Origin of the sequence: Streptomyces sp. Ag109_G2-15, assembly GCF_900215565.1 — a bacterium.
Taxonomy (GTDB): domain Bacteria; phylum Actinomycetota; class Actinomycetes; order Streptomycetales; family Streptomycetaceae; genus Streptomyces; species Streptomyces diastatochromogenes.
On sequence record NZ_OCNI01000001.1, the window covers coordinates 6,831,262 to 6,848,856 of the forward strand.

A 17,595-nucleotide genomic window follows, 5' to 3' on the forward strand; every position below is an offset into this window, starting at 1 on the left:
AGAGACGTAGAGACGCCTGCTTCTTCAGCCCTGCCGTCGGCCGCCAACACGCATGGGGGCGGCCCGACCTGCGATGCCTGCTGGCGGGGAGGGGAGATTGGCCGCTCACCGGGATGTCGCCGCAATCGCCGTCGCGGATCGTAGGTGCTCTCCAAGGGTCGCATCCATCAGGAGGAGCCCGGTCAAGCTGCCCGGCTGGCGAGGGGCCTTCCCCTGATGGGCCGAACACTCCTGTTCCTCGACCCCGGGTCTGTCGATTGAGTTTCCATACGTCGTATGGTACCACTGAAGGCATACAGCGTATGGAAACCGGGGCGCTGCCATACCGGCGCCGCCCCGCCACACCGAATGGCGCCCTTGCCCGTCTTTCCCCTTGAAGGAGCCAGCCATGACCACACAGCCCGAGACCGACCTGCGGCCCATCCGGTCCCCGCGCGGGGTCCCCCTCCTCGGCCACACACCGCAGATTCCCAGCACCAACCCGGTGGAGTACTTCGGCGAGCTGTCCAAGCGGTTCCCCGAGGGCATCTACGGCATGGACATCGCGGGGATCGAGCAGGTCTTCGTCTCCGACCCGGACCTGGTGGCCGAAGTCTGCGACGAGACGCGGTTCTTCAAGCAGGTCGAGAAGACGCCGCTGGCCCATGTCCGGGACTACGCGGGAGCCGGCCTGTTCACGGCCCACCAGCACGAGGAGGAATGGGGCATGGCGCACCGGATCCTCCTCCCGGCCTTCAGCCAGCGGGCGATGAAGGGCTACTACGGGCAGATGCTGGAGATCGCCCAGAACCTGGTGGGCAAGTGGGAGGGCAAGGAGGGCCGGCCGGTCAACATCACCGACGACTACACCCGTCTCACCCTGGACACCATCGCCCTGTCGGGGTTCGGCTACCGGTTCGACTCCTTCGCCAAGGAGGAACTGCACCCCTTCCTCAACGGGCTGCTGGCGGCGCTGGTGGAGTCGCTGCGGCGCTCGCAGGAGCTGCCGATGATGACCAAGCTGCGCAAGGCGGACGAGAAGAAGTACCGCCAGAACATCCAGCTGATGCGTGACCTCGTCGAGAGCGTGATCAAGGAGCGGCGCGAGGGCAAGGGCAGCGGTGAGGAAGATCTGCTGGGTCTGATGCTGGACGCCACCGACCCGGAGACCGGCAAGCCGCTGCCCGACGACAACGTCCGCGACCAGGTGGTGACGTTCCTGATCGCCGGCCACGAGACCACCAGTGGTCTGCTGTCGTTCGCCACGTACTCGCTGATGCGCAACCCGCACATCCTGGCCCAGGCCTACGCCGAGGTGGACCGGCTGATGCCCGGGGACACGGTCCCGGACTACGACACGATCATGCAGATGGATGTGATCCCGCGGATTCTGGAGGAGACCCTGCGCCTGTGGGCTCCCATCCCGCTGATCGGCAAGGCCCCGCTGGAGGACACCGTCATCGGCGGCCGCTACCAGCTGAAGAAGGGAACAAGGGTCAACATCCTCGAGGGCCCGTTGCACACCCACCCCAAGGCGTGGGAGCGGCCGGAGGAGTTCGACATCAACCGGTGGCTGCCGGAGAACCGGGTCAACCACCACCCGCACGCCTACAAGCCGTTCGGTAACGGCGTGCGTGCCTGTATCGGCCGCCAGTTCGCGCTCACCGAAGCCCGCCTGGCCCTCGCGCTGGTGCTGCAGAAGTTCAAGTTCTCCGACACCAGCGACTACAAGATGGACGTGCGGGAGGCCCTGACCCGTAAGCCCGGCGACTTCCAGCTGGTCGTACGGACCCGCCAGGAGCACGAGCGCACCGTCTTCGGTGCCGTGGACCTGCGGACCGATGACACGCGGGCACAGGCCGCGGTCAGCGGTGTGGGTGTGAACCTGACCGTCGCCTACGGCTCCAGCCTGGGCTCCTGCGAGGACCTGGCGCGCACGATCGCCGACCGTGGCGAGCGCTCCGGGTTCGGCACCACCTTGGTCGGCCTGGACGAGCTGGGTGACAACCTGCCCACCGAGGGCCTGGTCGTCGTCGTTGCCTCCAGCTACAACGGCAAGGCCCCGGACAACGCGCAGCGTTTCGACGACCTGCTCGCCGCCGGACTCCCGGAGGGCTCACTGTCCAACGTGCGGTTCGCGCTGCTGGGCGCCGGCAACACTCAGTGGGTGGCCACCTACCAGGCCTTCCCCAAGCGGATCGAGGAAGGCCTGCTGGCCGCCGGCGCCACCCCGATCGTCGAGCGGGGCATCGCGGATGCCGCCGGGGACTTCGACGGCATGGCCACCCGCTGGATGGACACCCTGTGGACGACCCTGGCCGAGGAGTACGCCGCCGACACCTCCGCCACCACCGGGCCGCGCTACCAGGTGCAGCTGCTCACCGAGGCCGACGTGCGCCCCGCCATCGTCTCCGAGCAGGCGTACCCGCTCACCGTGGTCGCCAACGAGGAGCTGGTCAACGACGCGACCGGGCTGTGGGACTTCAGCATCGAGCCGCCGCGCCCGGCCGCGAAGTCCATCACCATCGAACTGCCGGACGGTGTCACCTACGACACCGGCAACCACCTGGCCGTCTTCGCCAAGAACGAGCCTCAGCTCGTCGACCGCGCGCTGGCGCGGCTGGGCGTCGACCGCGACCAGGTCCTGCGACTGGACCAGCCCGCCGGCGGCCGCACGCACCTCCCGGTGGGCGCCCCCGTCACGGCAGGTCTGCTGTTCACCGAGTTCCTGGAACTACAGGACGTGGCCACCCGCTCCCAGATCCAGACGCTGGCCGAGCACACCGAGTGCCCGTGGACCCGGCCGCAGCTGCAGGCCTACACGGCCGACACCGCCGAAGCCGAGGAGCGCTACCAGAAGGAGATCCTGGGCAAGCGGGTCTCGGTGCTCAACCTGCTGGAGCGCTTCCCGGCGGTCGAGCTGCCGCTGGCGGTGTTCCTGGAGATGATGGGCCCGATCCGTCCGCGGTTCTACTCCATCTCCTCCTCCCCGCTGGCCAACCCGCGCCACGTGCGGCTGACCGTCGGCCTGCTGGAAGGCCCGGCCCTGTCCGGCGACGGCCAGTACCGCGGCACCTGCTCCTCCTACATCGCAGGCCTTGAGCCCGGCGACGTCTTCTACGGCTACGTCCGCGTGCCGTCCCCGACGTTCGCCCCGCCGGCCGACCCGGCCACGCCGTTGGTCCTCATCGGTCCCGGTACCGGCATCGCGCCGCTGCGAGGCTTCCTGGAGGAGCGGGCCTGGCAGTACGAGAACGGCACGAAGGTCGGCCTGTCCCAGGTCTTCGTCGGCTGCCGCCACCCCGAGCACGACTACTTCTACCGGGGCGAGATGGAGATGTGGGAGCTGTCCGGGATCGCCCAGGTGCACACCGCCTTCTCCGCGGTGACCGGACACCCGGCCCGGTTCGTGCAGAACGCCATCGCCCATGCCGCCGACACGGTGTGGCAGGCCATCCAGGACGGCGCGTACATCTACGTCTGCGGTGACGGCCGCCGCATGGCACCCGCCGTCCGCGAGGCACTCGCCGCCATCCACCGTCAGAAGACCGGAAGCGACGACGCGGCCGCCCAGCAGTGGCTGGCCCAGCTGGAAGCGGACGAGCGCTACCAGCAGGACGTCTTCGCCTGACCCCCAGACGCCGGGAGGCGTGCGGACCGCTGCCCTGCACGCCTCCCGGCCACCAACCCCCACTTCCGAGGTATCCCACGGCACCCGCCGGCCCGGCCGACTGCGACGTGCCACTCACAGAAAGCAGATCTTCATGGACACCATGCTCGCCGGACGCTTCCACCTGGACAGCAAGAAGTTCGTCGTGGAGGAGGTCCCCGTCCCCGTCCCGGGCCCGGGCGAGGTACTTGTCGAGGTGAAGGCCGCCGGTGTCTGCCTCTCGGACGTGCACCTGATCGACGGATCCCTCGTCCCGCTGTTCGCCACCTCCGACACGGTCACCGTCGGCCACGAGGTCTCCGGTGTGATCCACACCCTCGGCCCCGACCTCAAGCGCGGACTGTCCGTCGGCACCCGCGTCACCCTGGAGGCCGGCAAGACCTGCGGCCGGTGCGCCGGCTGCGTGCGCCGCCGCCCCTGCACCCAGATGCTCACCGCCGGCATCGACTACGACGGCGGCTGGGCCCAGTACACCCTCGCCCGCGAGGACACCCTCATCCCCATCCCCGACAATCTCCCCTTCGACCAGGCAGCGATCATCCCCGACGCGGTCTCCACCCCCTACGCCGCCGTCGTCGCCACCGCGGGCGTCCGTCCCGCACAGTCCGTCGGCATCTGGGGTGTGGGCGGTGTGGGCGCCCACAACGTCCGCGTGGCCCGCCTGGCCGGCGCCGCGCCGATCATCGCCGTCGACCCGCTGCCCGGCGCCCGCGAGCGTGCCCTGGCCTTCGGTGCGGATTTCGCCCTGGACCCGGCCGCGCCCGACTTCGCCGACCAGGTCCGCGCGGCCACCGGCGGACGGGGCCTGGACTTCGCCTTCGACTGCGCCGGAGTGCCGGCGGTCCGTGAGCAGGCCGCGTCCGTGCTCGGCCTGAACGGAATCCTGATCCTGGTCGGTATCAGCCCCAGGCCGCTCACCATCACCGAGGGCCTGACCTTCAACTACCTGGGCAAGCAGGTGCGCGGCCACTACGGCGGCACCCCCGAGTCCGTCACCGAGCTGGTCCGGCTCGCCGAGGTCGGCCGTCTCGACCTGGCCCCCTCCATCACCGACCACATCCCGCTCGCCGAGGCCGCCGACGCGGTCAACCGGCTGGAGAACAAGATCGGCGACCCGATCCGCCTCATCCTCGTCCCCTGACACCTGAACAGAACCCGTAGCTGAACCAAAAGTTCATCAAGACCACCTCGGGCAGGGGTGAGTGGGCGCCGGTGCTTGAGGGAGCACCGGCGCCCACGGCTGTCGTACCTGCCTCGCCTACCAGGTGCCCGAGCAGCCCGGAGAACCGTGCGGTCGTACCTTTGAGGACGCTTCCGTACAGGCAAACGCGACTCCCTGGAACGGCTGGACGCTGGCGCCTACGCCTCCGCAAAGGGGCGGGCGTTGCTCGACCGGGAGTTGTACCTGCCCACCTCCTGGATTGAGGATCCGGCCCGCCGGGCGGACGCCAGGATCGGCGGCGACGTCACCTTCCGCACCAAGCCTGCGCTGGCCCGCGCGATGCTGGAGCGGGCGGTTGCGGCGAAGGTGCCGTTTCGCTGGGCGACCGGCGACGAGGTCTACGGCCAAGACCCCGTCCTGCGCGACTGGCTGGCCGAGCAGCGCCTGAGCTACGTGCCGGCGATCTCCTGCAAGCATCGATGCGGGCCGCGCGGGCAGAACGCCCGCACCGTCTCGGCGATCCTGTCGGAACATGCCTGGGAGATCCGCTCCGCCGGCGTCGGCCCCCATGGCCTGCGTGAATACGCCTGGGCCCCGGTTCCGCTGCCCGACCCTCGCCGACGACGGTGACACGCCCACCGGCAGCGTGCACATAGTCGACCTACCAGATCCGCCCGCCGCCCGCGCATTTGCCTTCGACGAGCCCGGCTACCAGGCCGGCGTGGACCCGGACAGACTGCCGGCCCCACCGTGCCCCCCGACCGCGACGATCTGATCGCCTACGGGCCGCTGCTCTCCGACGACGGCGCCACTTGGCTGGGCACTGCGGTGCTGGTCCGGGCGCCAGACTCAGACACCGCACGCTGCACCCTTGCCCCGGACCACTACGACCATATCGAGGTCCACGACTGGCAATTCGGCGGGAGACGGTGATGAACCAAGACGCAGAAAGACAACCCTGTGAGGGACACCCGGGACGGATCACGAAGCCTGGTCCTGCAGCCGCAGCAGCAACTGCGGCTCCTGGTGGCCTGCCAGCGTGCCGGACGCAGCTGTGCGGCGCCGTTCGGGCCCTGACGATCAACGTGCGGGACATGGCGGGCAGGCGGACAATATTGCCGGTGGGGTGTTCACCCTGCCGGTCTTCGTCACAGGCGCATACGGATCCGCGTTTCACGCCCCGCAGCCCGCTCGGACGTCGCGCTCGCGCCCGTCTGCGTGCCGCGCGCGTGAAAAGGGGTGTTCAACCATGGGCGGTATCAACGGACCGGCTCTCGAGAGTCTGCGTGAGGCGCTGCGGGGACCCGTCCTCGCTCCGGGAGACCCCGGCTACGACGAGGCCCGCGGCATCTACAACGCCATGATCGACCGGCGTCCCGCCGCGATTGCCGGGTGCGTCGACGTGGCGGACGTACGGACCGTGCTCTCCTTCGCCCAGGACGCCGGAGTGGAGCTGGCGGTGCGCGGCGGCGGACACAGCGGTCCCGGGCTGTGTCTGGTCGATGACGCGCTGACGCTTGACCTGACGCCGATGCGCTGGGTGGACGTCGACCAGGAGACGAGGACCGCGCGGGTGGGCGGCGGAAGCCAGTTGGGCGACCTCGACCACGCGACCCACACCTTCGGCCTGGCCACTCCGGCCGGGATCGTGTCGACCACGGGAGTCGGCGGTCTCACACTCGGCGGCGGGCACGGGCATCTGACCCGCAGGTACGGCCTGACCATCGACAACCTGCTGTCCGCCGACGTGGTCCTCGCCGACGGCAGTTGCGTCACCGCGTCGGAGAACGACCACCCGGACCTGTTGTGGGCTCTGCGGGGCGGCGGCGGCAACTTCGGCGTGGTCACATCGTTCACGTTCCGGTTGCACCCCGTGGACACCGTCGGCGTCGCGCTGACTGTCTGGCCCGTCGACCGCACCCGCGAAGTGCTCCAGTGGTACCGGGAGTTCCTGCCCGCTGCGCCCCAGGAGCTCACTGGATTCTTCGCCCTGCTGACGGTACCGCCCGCGCCGCCCTTCCCCGAGCCGATCCACGGGCGGAAGGTGTGCGGCGTGGTGTGGTGCTACACAGGCGACCTGGAAGGGGACCGCCTGGAGAAGACGCTGACCGTCGTGAACACGCCTGGGCCGCCGGCATTCCACTTCACCACCCCCATGCCCTACCCCGATCTGCAGCGCATGTTCGACGGGCTGCTGCCGAAGGGGCTGCAGTGGTACTGGCGCGGCGACTTCTTCGACGCCATCCCCGACGACGCCATCGCCGTACACGAGCAGTACGGCCAGAACCTCCCCACCGGCCTGTCCACGATGCACCTGTACCCGGTCGACGGGGCCACCCGCCGTTTCGACGCCGGCGACACGGCCTGGGCCTACCGGCATGCCACGTGGTCCGGCGTCATCGCGGGCATCGACCCCGAGCCCGCCAACGCCGGCCTGATCCGCCAGTGGTGCGTCGACTACTGGAGCGACCTGCACCCCTACTCCATGGGCGGCGCGTACATCAACTTCCTTGGCGAGGAGGAGAGCACCGACCGGGTCCGGGGTACGTACCGCGACCACTACGACCGGCTCGCCGCGATCAAGCACACTTACGACCCCGACAACTTCTTCCGGGCCAACCAAAACATCCCACCCGCCACTTCGTGAGCGGTCCGCCGGTCCACCTGGAGGCAGCTTAGGCCGGGCGAACCATCCAGGGCGGAAGAGGGTGACTGTCCGGGGTGCGTCGGCTACTTTCAGCTGTTCTCGGCCAGGCCCTCATCCGCATGCTGCGATAAGCTGTAACAAGGCGGGAGATCAACTCCAACAGCGCCAGGGGTCGGTTTTCATGGACCTCAACACCATCACCGAGGTAATCCGGCGACCGTCCGAGCGGCCAGGCACGGACTGGCACGAGGGCGACGCCTGGCTCGCGGGTGGAACATGGCTCTATTCCACGGAGCAGCCGGACCTGCGACGGCTGATCGACCTGACGGCGTTGCGTTGGGAGCCCCTTGTTCTGACGGACAAGGGCCTGGAGATCAGCGCCACATGCACCATTCGCGACCTGTACGCCTCCCCGTGGCCGGAGGGCTGGACCGCCGGAATTCTCTTCCGGGAAAGCTGTGAGGCATTCCTGTCCTCGTTCAAGGTCTGGAACGCGGCGACCGTCGGCGGAAACATCTGCATGTCCCTGCCCGCCGGCCCGATGATCACGTTGACGGTCGCGCTGGAGGCGCAGTACGAACTATGGGCGCCCGATGGCTCGGTGCGCTTCGTCGACGCCCTCGATTTCGTCACGGGCGACCACCGCAACGTTCTCGCGCCCGGGGAACTCCTTCGGCGCATCACCATTCCGGAGCACGCGCTGCGCAAACGCACCGCGCACCGTCGCTTCACGCTGACCCGGCTCGGCCGTTCGACGGTGTTCCTCGTCGGCACGCAACGGCTGGGGGCGAGTGACCTGTTGCTCACCGTCACCGCCGGCACCACGCGGCCGGTCCGCATCGCCTTCGACTCCCTGCCCGATGTTCGAACCCTGCGGCAGAGCATCGACGCCGTGCCGGCCGACGTCTGGTTCGCCGACCCCAACGGGACCCCTGACCACCGTCGGCATCTGACACGGCACTTCGCCGAAGAGATCTGCCGCGAACTTAACGCTGGGGACCTGGCATGAGCTACATCGTCAACGGCAGGAAATTCGACCGGGAGCCGGCCCCCGGCCAGTGCCTGCGCACCTTCCTGCGCGAACTCGGCCACTTCGGCGTCAAGAAGGGATGCGATGCCGGCGACTGCGGCGCCTGCACGGTGTGGCTGGACGGTGCACCGGTACACAGCTGCATCACCCCCGCGTTCCGCGCGGACGGCCGTGAGGTGACCACGATCGAGGGCCTTGGAAAGCCCGGCGCCCTGCATCCCGCGCAGCGGCGGTTCGAGGAAGCGCCGGGGTTCCAGTGCGGATTCTGCACCGCAGGGATGATCATGACGTCGGCGACCTTCACCGAGGCCCAGAAGGCGGATCTGCCACGGGCGTTGAAGGGCAACCTCTGCCGCTGCACCGGATACCGGGCGATCGAGGACGCCGTGAAGGGCGTCAGCGCGGTGGAGACGGCAGCACCGGGCAAGGCCGTCGGGACGAGCGTCGGCGCGCCCGCGGGCCACGACGTGGTGACGGGTCACGCCGAGTTCACCATGGACACGCATATCGACGGCATGCTGCACCTCAAGGTGCTGCACTCCCCTCACGCGCACGCCCGGATCCTCTCGATCGACAAGAGCGCCGCCCTCGCGCTGCCCGGCGTGCACCGGGTCTACACCTGGGATGACGTGCCCCGCAGGCGCTTCACCACGGCGATCCACACCGACCACCTGGTCGACCCGGACGACACCTACATCCTCGACGACACGGTCCGCTTCGCCGGCCAGCGCGTCGCCGCGGTCCTGGCCGACACGGTCGCGGCGGCCGAGGAGGGCTGCCGGCGTCTCGCGGTCGAGTACGAGGTGCTGCCGGCGGTGTTCGACCCCGATGAGGCGATGGCCGACGGCGCACCCCAGCTGCACGGCTCCGACGATCCGTTCGTCCGCGACCCCGTCCACAACATCCTGCTCGAACTCCACTCGCACATCGGCGACGTCGACGCGGGATTCGCCGCGGCCGACGTGATCCACGAAGGCACGTACTTCTCACCGCGGGTGCAGCACGCGCATCTGGAGACCCACGGTTCGATCGCGTGGATGGAGGACGGCCGGCTGAACGTCCGTACCGGTTCGCAGTCACCGTCGATCGCGAAGGTCAAACTGGAGTACCTGTTCGCGCTGCGCCCGGACCAGGTGAGGGTGTTCTGCAAGCGCGTCGGCGGCGGATTCGGCGGCAAGCAGGAGGTGATCGCGGAGGACCTGGTCGCGCTCGCCACCCTGGACACCGGGCGGCCCACCTGTCTCGAGTTCACCCGTGAGGAGGAGTTCACCACGGCCTCGCCGAGGCATCCGATGACCCTGACGGTCAAGCTCGGCGCGAAGGCCGACGGAACGCTCACCGCCTTCCAGGTACGCAACGTGTCGAACACGGGCGCCTACGGCAACCACGGCGGCGAAACGGTGTACGCGGGCGGAGCCGCCGTCATGATCTACCGCTGCCCCAACAAGAAGTACGACGCGTACTCCGTCTACACGAACACCGTGCCGAGCGGGGCGCTGCGGGGTTACGGGATGACGCAGCCGGCGTTCGCCGTGGAGTCGGCGATGGACGAGCTGGCCCGCGCCCTTCACCTCGACCCGCTGGAACTGCGCCGACGCAACATCGTGCGGCCGGGTGAGCCCCTGGTCGCCCTGCACGACGGCCCCGACGACGTGATCTTCACCGAGGACGGACTCGCCAAGTGCATCGACCTGGTGGGCGAGGCTCTGGCCCGTACGGCCGACCAGTCGCCCCCGGGCCCCGCGTGGCTCGTCGGTGCCGGCGTGGCGAGTTCGCTGCACGAGACCGCGCCCCCGACGGAACACCTTTCCGAGGCCTGGGTCACGCTGGGCGACGATCTCATCTACGAACTGGCTGTCGGAACCGCCGAGTTCGGGGAGGGAACTTCCACGGCCCATGTCCAGATCGCGGCCAACCAGCTGGGCACGACGCCGTCGCGGATCCGTCTGGTGCAGTCCGACACCGACCGCACGGGATTCGACACCGGTGCCTTCGCGAGCGCGGGCCTCTTCGTGGCGGGCAACGCGGTCCTGCGGGCGGCCAACGCCGTGCGCGACCGCATCCTGCACTTCGCCGCGGCGCACACGGGCGTGCATGTCGTGATGTGCGTGATGGACGACGACGGTGTCGTCTGCGGGGACCGGCGGGTGTCGCTGGCCGAACTTGTCGCGCTGGCCCGGACGCGTGGGATCCGTTTCACCGCCGCACGCAAGGCGTACGGCTCGCCCCGGAGCGTGACCTCCAACACGCAGGGGTTCCGGGTCGCCGTGCACCGCGTGACGGGTGAGATACGGATCCTGTACAGCGTGCATGCGGCGGACGCCGGGGTGATCATCAACCCGGCGCAGGTCCGGGGACAGGTGGAGGGCGGTGTCGCCCAGGGAATCGGCTTCGCGCTGACCGAGAACCATCACGTCGACGACAACGGCGTCATGGTCAACCCGAACTTCCGGAACTACCGCATCCCCACCTACGCCGACATCCCCCGTACCGAGGTCCTCCTGGTGGACTCGGCGGATTCGGTGGGGCCCATGCGGGCGAAGGGGATGGCGGAGTGCTGTATCAACCCGGTCGCCCCCGCGCTCGCGAACGCGGTGCATGACGCCACGGGCGTCCGCTACCGTGCGCTGCCGCTGACTCCGGAACGCATTTACGGCCGGCTCCCTGCGGAGCAGTCGGTGTCGGCAGGTTGAGCCACCATGAACACCGAAAGGAACATCGCCGCCGCGGCGACGGCGATCATCGGCCAGAAGGTGCTGCCCGGGATGGAGCGGGAATTCGAGTCGTGGCAGGAGGATCTCAACGCCGCGGCCGCCTACTATCCGGGTTTCCTGGGCGCCGAGATCTCCCCGCCGACGTCGCTGCAACCCGACTGGGTCGTCGTGTACCGGTTCGACTCGGTGGCGCATCTGCAGGCGTGGATCAACAGCGGGACCAGGCAGACGTATCTCGACGTCGGCGCCAAGTACTTCGACGGTCCGGCGACCCAGCAGGTGGTCAGCAGCGGCACCCAGTCACTGGATCCGCTGGTCACCGTGGTGGTCACCCACCGCGTCCACCCGAACCAGGTCGACGACTTCCTCCACTGGCAGCACCGCATGGTCCAGGAGGAGAGCAAGTTCGAAGGATTTCGCGGGACCGAGCTCTTCCGCCCCGTCGAGGGGCTCCAGGAGGAATGGACCACGCTGTACCGCTACGACACCGCCGAGCACCTCGACGCCTGGCTGACGTCGCCCGAGCGGCAGGAGATCCTGGCCGAGGGCGAGAAGTTCAGCGACTTCAAACTGCACACGATCGACAACTCGTTCGGCAGCTGGTTCGCCTTCGAGGGCAACGGCAAGGAAGCACCGCCGCCGCCCTCCGAGACCAGGACCTCCCTCGCCATCTGGGTCGGCCTGTACCCGACTGTCGTACTGCTGACGCTCGCTCTGTCCCCGCTGCACATGCCGCTCTGGATCGGCCTGCTCGTGGGCAACCTGCTGTCGAGTCTCATCATGAGCTTCCTGACCATGCCCTACTACGTGAACCCGCTGCTCGGGCGATGGCTGCGGCCACCGCCGGATGAACCGGCGGCGAGAACCAACCTCCGTGGCCTCGGTGTCGTCGCGGTGGCGATGGCCTTCTGGGCTGTCGTCTTCTACCTCGTCACGGTCCGGTTGTGGACACTGCCCTGACCGGCGACGGCCTGGTCGGTCGCCTTTGCGGTGGACGCCAGGGCGTGTTGCCATCTCAGGCGTGAACTCAGCGTCAGGGGGCGGGTTCGGGTCCGAGGGCGAGGCGCCGGCGGGATCAGCCGAGACCGAACCAGCCCAGAAGGGTTTGGACGAGCAGGATGGTGGACATTCCCGCGACGCCGACGACCACGGTGGTGGCGGCGACGCGGTAGCGCGGGCCGTTGGCCGCCGCGCCGAGCAGGGAGCGACGGTTGGTGAGGACGAGCAGGTAGACCAGAACGATCGGGCTGATCAGGCCCTGGAGGACCTGGGTACCGATAAGGAGCTGGACGGAACGACTCGGCAAGGAGCCTGTGTCCGTGAAGACGCCTCACCGAACGAGGTGCCTCAATCACACCGCGCACAGCGTACGCCCGCTGCGGCTACCGTCACGGACCGCGCCGGTCACCTTCGGTAAGAGCGGCCCACGTGGCTCAGCGCTGCTGCCGGATGCGCTGGGCGACCGCACTGTTCTCCGTCTCCCACCACGGACGCACCCGGTCCGCCTCCTCCCCGGCACCTCCCGCCACGGGTGCCGCCGGGACCAGCTCCGCCTCCAGACGGCGGTCCAGTGCGACGGTCTCGGCCCGCTCGGTGCGTGCCCACTGCGCGAGGATCGCCAGCAGGAAGGGGAGTGCCACCAGCTCCGCGATGCTGATCATCGCGCCCCCGCCGAGCTGCTGGTCGCGCTGCACGTCCGGCGCCCAGGACGGGGCATGGCGCAGATACCAGGCCCCGGCGATCAGCGTGCCGTGGGTCATGACGACGATGCCGGGCACCGCGTCGATGACCCCGTCGAGGAACACCAGCGCCGCCCGCACTGGATGCGTGCACCACGCCGGCAGGGCTTCCTCGCGGGTGAGCACCGGCACCACGAACAGACACCCGGCCAACAGGAGGTGCAGATACATCAACTCGTGCAGCCAGCCGACGCGGAGAGCGGTCTCGAAGTACGGCGTGAAGTACACCGTCAGCTCGGTCGCCAGCACCAGCGCGGTACTGATCAGCGGGAAGGTGAGGAGCCGTACGACCCGCCCGGTCATCGCCCGTCGCACGCGCCCTGCGCCGCGCTCGTGCAGGGCCCGGAGCGCCAGCCCCAGCGGATCGCCGAGCGCCAGGCCCAGCGGTGCGACCAGGTCGAGGAGGATGTTCTGCACCGCGGCCGGCCAGAACAGCACATGGTCGTACACGGCCAGTGCGGACATCGTGGCCACGACCAGCGTGCCCAGCCCCAGCAGCGTGAAGGCTGCGATGCGGACCGGGGGCCAGGATCCACCCCGGCGGCTGAGCCGCAGCACGCCCCAGCCGTACAGGGTGCCCAGCAGGGCGACGAGCAGCAGCGCGGGCACGTCCAACTGCCATGAGGAGAACAGCCGTCCGGTGGTCAGTTCCGGCGGACTCCCCATGGCGATCTCCTTCGCGACATAACGGGCATCAGGTCGGACTTGCCGAGGCACTCTACGCCGCACAGGACGTGGCGGTCGGACTGTCACTGGGGCCGCGCCTCGTTCTCCTACCGGCCTCCTACCGAGCTCCTACCAAGCGGTGTGTCGCGGCACCCCCACCTCGCGTCCGGCATGGAGCAGCGGGGGAGGGGCGTAGAGGGGTTCCCGGAACTCGTCGTACAGCGACTCGGCGCTGGCGGCGAGGTCACGATCGACGACCAATTGCCGCGCCCATCTGGCCGCCGCCAACCACCCCGGCCTGCTGGATGCGCCCGCTCATGACGTCGGCTCCGCATGCCGCACGAGGTGCCGGGAGTAGGCGTCCGGCGTGAAGAACAGGGGAAGCTCGCCGGACATCGCTGTACGTTGGAACAGCGCCCGCACTTCCTCGACCGGTGCCCACGGATACTCGGCGCCGAGCGCCCCGGTCTCCTCGTCGAGCAGTCGTGGCACCGTCTCGCGGTCGATGACCCGGTGCCGCAGCCACTGCCAGATCTGCACGCTCGCGATCTCGGCGGTGGCCGCGTCCTCCATCAGCCCGTGGAGGGCCAGGGCGCCCTGTCCGCACAGCCATGCGGCGAAGTAGTGGACCACCTTGGCGGGCAGGCCCCGCCTGCGCCCGGGGGATCCGCGGAGCGCCGCGCACTGACGCGGAGACCGTTCTCAGATGGCGTCGCGAATGGCCCGTTCGAAGCCTTCGACATGGCTGCGGGCGAGCTGTGCCGCCTTGTCGGGTTCACCGGCCACGATCGCCTCGATCAACGGTCCGTGCTCTTCGACGTGGCCGGCCATGTCGGACAGACGGTCGACGAACAGGCACCAGATGCGGGTGGCCAGGTTGTCGTGGCGGACGAGGGTGTCTTCCAGGTACGGGTTGTGCGTGGCGGCGTAGATGGCGCGGTGGACCTGAAGGTCCAGGTGCATGAGCTCGGTGGCGTCGTGCCGACCGGAGTTCGCGCTCGCCAGCTCCCGCAGCAGGGCCTTCAGGGTCACCCGGTCCGTGGCGGTGGCGCGCCGCGCCGCCTGGGCGGCGGCCAGCGGCTCCAGCTCCTGGCGCACCTCGGAGATGTGGGCCAGGTCGGTGATGTTGACGTCGGTGGCGAAGGTGCCGCGCCGGGGGTACGTCGTGATGAGGCGCTCGTACTGGAGCCGCTTGAGCGCCTCGCGCACCGGCGTCCGTCCGACGCCGAGGGACTGCGCCAGCTGCTCCTCGTTGATCGGCGCGCCCGGACGGATCTCGAGCATGACGAGCCGGTCGCGGATGGCCCGGTAGGCATGCTCGGCGAGGGACAGATCCCCGTCCCTGGGCCCGGTCGCCACGTGCTGCATGAGAAGCCCCCTTGACCTGTCCTGCGCGCTCCCATACTTTAGCGTCGAGGCTGATATATCAGTTGTCCATTAGTTGGCTCTCAGGATGGTGCACAGATGGCAACGAACCCGCCGATCACCCAGGCCACCTCCCCCCTCTTCCGCCCGCTCAGCGAGCTCGACCCGGATGTCGCCGCCGCGGTGGACGCCGAGCTGCACCGTCAGCAGTCCACCCTCGAGATGATCGCCTCGGAGAACTTCGCCCCGGCCGCGGTCATGGAGGCCCAGGGCTCGGTACTGACCAACAAGTACGCCGAGGGCTACCCGGGCCGCCGCTACTACGGCGGCTGCGAACACGTCGACGTCATCGAGCAGTTGGCCATCGCCCGGGTGAAGGAACTCTTCGGCGCCGAGGCCGCGAACGTGCAGCCGCACTCGGGCGCCCAGGCCAACGCGGCCGCGATGTTCGCGCTGCTCCAGCCCGGCGACACGATCCTCGGCCTCGACCTGGCGCACGGCGGTCACCTGACCCACGGCATGCGCATCAACTACTCCGGCAAGCTGTACAACGTCGTGCCGTACCACGTACGCGAGTCCGACATGCGCATCGACATGGACGAGGTCGAGCAGCTCGCCCTCGCGCACCGGCCGAAGATGATCGTCGCGGGCTGGTCGGCCTACCCCCGGCGGCTGGACTTCGCCGCGTTCCGGCGGATCGCCGACGCGGTGGGCGCGTATCTGATGGTGGACATGGCGCACTTCGCCGGGCTGGTGGCCGCGGGCCTGCACCCGAACCCGGTGCCGTACGCCGACGTCGTCACGACCACCACGCACAAGACCCTCGGCGGCCCGCGCGGCGGCGTGATCCTCAGCCGCGCCGACCTGGCCAAGAAGATCAACTCCGCGGTCTTCCCGGGACAGCAGGGCGGCCCGCTGGAGCACGTCATCGCAGCGAAGGCGGTGGCCTTCAAGGTGGCGGCGAGCGAGGAGTTCAAGCAGCGTCAGCAGCGCACCCTGGACGGCGCCCGCATCCTCGCCGGACGGCTGCTGGCCGACGACGTGGCCGAGGCCGGGATCACGGTGCTGACCGGCGGCACCGAAGTCCACCTGGTCCTCGTCGACCTGCGGAACTCCGCGCTGGACGGGCGGCAGGCCGAGGACCGGCTGCACAGCGTCGGCATCACCGTCAACCGCAACGCGGTGCCGTTCGACCCCCGCCCGCCGATGGTCTCCTCGGGGCTGCGGATCGGAACGCCGGCCCTGGCCACCCGGGGCTTCGGCGCGGCGGAGTTCCGAGAGGTCGCCGACATCATCGCCGAGGCCCTGAAGGGCGAACGGCCTGATGACGAACTGCGCGGTCGGGTCGAGAAGCTGGCCGCCGCCTTCCCCCTCTATCCCCACCTGAACGGAGCCGCGGCATGACCGCCACGCCGCTGCCGGAGCATCCGGACTTCCTGTGGCGCAACCCCGAGCCGCGCTCCTCGTACGACGTCGTCATCGTCGGTGCGGGAGGCCACGGCCTGGCGACCGCCTACTACCTCGCCAAGAACCACGGCATCACCAACGTCGCCGTCCTCGAAAAGGGCTGGCTGGCCGGCGGCAACATGGCACGCAACACCACGATCATCCGCTCGAACTACCTGTGGGACGAGAGCGCGGCGATCTACGAGCACGCGCTCAAGCTCTGGGAGCGGCTCCCGGAGGAGCTGGACTACGACTTCCTGTTCAGCCAGCGCGGCGTCCTCAATCTGGCGCACACCCTGCAGGACGTCCGCGAGGGCGTGCGCCGCGTCAACGCCAACCGCCTCAACGGAGTCGACGCCCAGTGGCTCGAACCGGACGAGGTCGCCAAGGTCTGCCCCATTCTCAACGTCTCGTCCCGCACCCGGTATCCGGTCCTCGGCGGCACCTTCCAGCCCCGGGCCGGCATCGCCAAGCACGACCACGTCGCCTGGGCGCTGGCCCGGCGGGCCGACGAGATGGGCGTGGACCTGATCCAGGGGTGCGAGGTCACCGGCTTCCTCAAGGACGGCGACCGGGTCGTGGGCGTCGAGACCAACCGCGGGCGTATCCACGCCGGCCGGGTCGGCCTCGCGGCCGCCGGACACAGCAGCGTGCTGGCCGAGCGGGCCGGCGTCCGCCTGCCGGTGCAGTCCCACCCCCTGCAGGCGCTGGTCTCCGAGCTGCACGAGCCGGTGCACCCGACGGTTGTCATGTCGAACCACGTGCACGTCTACGTCTCCCAGGCCCACAAGGGCGAGTTGGTGATGGGCGCCGGCGTCGACTCGTACAACGGCTACGGGCAGCGCGGCTCCTTCCATGTGATCGAGCGTCAGATGGCCGCCGCCGTCGAGCTGTTCCCCGTCTTCGCCCGCGCGCACGTGCTGCGGACCTGGGGCGGCATCGTCGACGTCACTCCGGACGCCTCCCCGATCATCGGCACCACCCCCGTGGAGAACCTCTACGTCAACTGCGGCTGGGGCACCGGCGGGTTCAAGGCCACCCCCGCCGCCGGCTGGACCTTCGCCCACACGATCGCCACGGGCGAACCGCATCCGCTGAACGCGCCCTTCGCCCTCGAACGCTTCACGACGGGCGCGTTGATCGACGAGCACGGCGCCGCGGCCGTGGCCCACTGAGG

At 69.4% G+C, this 17,595-nt stretch carries 12 protein-coding genes and 2 pseudogenes; 10 read left to right on the plus strand and 4 right to left on the minus strand.

Features of this window, described 5'->3' with window-relative positions; all coding sequences use genetic code 11:
* Window positions 1–388: 388 nt before the first annotated feature.
* The 8 genes and pseudogenes from CRP49_RS30765 (at window position 389) to CRP49_RS30800 (ending at window position 12,162) form a co-directional block, all read left to right on the plus strand.
* A complete protein-coding gene (locus CRP49_RS30765; protein ID WP_097256285.1) occupies window positions 389–3,610 on the plus strand; it encodes a cytochrome P450 in 3,222 nt (1,073 codons plus the stop codon).
* Window positions 3,611–3,743: 133 nt separating this feature from the next.
* Window positions 3,744–4,790 (plus strand): zinc-binding dehydrogenase, encoded by a 1,047-nt coding sequence (locus CRP49_RS30770; RefSeq protein WP_097256286.1) that lies wholly within the window; start codon window positions 3,744–3,746, stop codon window positions 4,788–4,790.
* Between the two features lie 204 nt (window positions 4,791–4,994).
* Entirely contained in the window at window positions 4,995–5,441 is a 447-nt protein-coding gene (locus CRP49_RS30775) for a transposase (RefSeq protein WP_257033705.1), read from the plus strand.
* Window positions 5,413–5,744 (plus strand): annotated as a pseudogene (locus CRP49_RS48115) (hypothetical protein); the annotation flags it as partial. The gene CRP49_RS30775 and the pseudogene CRP49_RS48115, both read left to right, overlap by 29 nt.
* 316 nt (window positions 5,745–6,060) lie before the next feature.
* Entirely contained in the window at window positions 6,061–7,458 is a 1,398-nt protein-coding gene (locus tag CRP49_RS30785) for an FAD-binding oxidoreductase (RefSeq protein ID WP_179851805.1), read from the plus strand.
* A 181-nt stretch (window positions 7,459–7,639) separates the two neighbouring features.
* Window positions 7,640–8,467 carry an FAD binding domain-containing protein gene (locus CRP49_RS30790; RefSeq protein WP_097256288.1) on the plus strand — a complete coding sequence of 276 codons (828 nt, stop codon included), beginning with the start codon at window positions 7,640–7,642 and terminating at the stop codon, window positions 8,465–8,467.
* On the plus strand, window positions 8,464–11,181 hold the full coding sequence (locus CRP49_RS30795) for a molybdopterin-dependent oxidoreductase (protein WP_097256289.1): 2,718 nt from the start codon (window positions 8,464–8,466) through the stop codon (window positions 11,179–11,181). Before CRP49_RS30790 ends, CRP49_RS30795 begins: the two co-directional genes overlap by 4 nt.
* Before the next feature lie 6 nt (window positions 11,182–11,187).
* Window positions 11,188–12,162, plus strand: coding sequence for an antibiotic biosynthesis monooxygenase (locus tag CRP49_RS30800; protein ID WP_097256290.1), 975 nt, complete (start codon window positions 11,188–11,190; stop codon window positions 12,160–12,162).
* A gap of 115 nt (window positions 12,163–12,277) precedes the next feature.
* Here the strand turns inward: CRP49_RS30800 and CRP49_RS30805 are convergent, their stop codons facing one another.
* The 4 genes and pseudogenes from CRP49_RS30805 to CRP49_RS30820 form a co-directional block, all read right to left on the minus strand.
* Window positions 12,278–12,508: a hypothetical protein gene (locus tag CRP49_RS30805; protein WP_179851806.1), complete on the minus strand. Its 231-nt coding sequence runs from the start codon at window positions 12,506–12,508 to the stop codon at window positions 12,278–12,280.
* Between the two features lie 127 nt (window positions 12,509–12,635).
* On the minus strand, window positions 12,636–13,607 hold the full coding sequence (locus tag CRP49_RS30810) for a cytochrome c oxidase assembly protein (RefSeq protein WP_097256291.1): 972 nt from the start codon (window positions 13,605–13,607) through the stop codon (window positions 12,636–12,638).
* A 315-nt stretch (window positions 13,608–13,922) separates the two neighbouring features.
* A pseudogene (locus CRP49_RS30815) lies at window positions 13,923–14,234 on the minus strand (malate synthase A); the annotation flags it as partial.
* A 75-nt stretch (window positions 14,235–14,309) separates the two neighbouring features.
* On the minus strand, window positions 14,310–14,975 hold the full coding sequence (locus CRP49_RS30820) for a GntR family transcriptional regulator (protein WP_097256292.1): 666 nt from the start codon (window positions 14,973–14,975) through the stop codon (window positions 14,310–14,312).
* Window positions 14,976–15,071: 96 nt separating this feature from the next.
* On the opposite strand from CRP49_RS30820, the gene glyA reads away from it, so the two are divergent.
* Together glyA and CRP49_RS30830 are read left to right on the plus strand one after the other, a co-directional pair.
* Window positions 15,072–16,376 carry a serine hydroxymethyltransferase gene (gene glyA / locus CRP49_RS30825; protein ID WP_097256293.1) on the plus strand — a complete coding sequence of 435 codons (1,305 nt, stop codon included), beginning with the start codon at window positions 15,072–15,074 and terminating at the stop codon, window positions 16,374–16,376.
* Window positions 16,373–17,593, plus strand: coding sequence for a sarcosine oxidase subunit beta family protein (locus CRP49_RS30830; RefSeq protein WP_097256294.1), 1,221 nt, complete (start codon window positions 16,373–16,375; stop codon window positions 17,591–17,593). The genes glyA and CRP49_RS30830 overlap by 4 nt, the downstream gene beginning before the upstream one ends.
* Window positions 17,594–17,595: the final 2 nt, after the last annotated feature.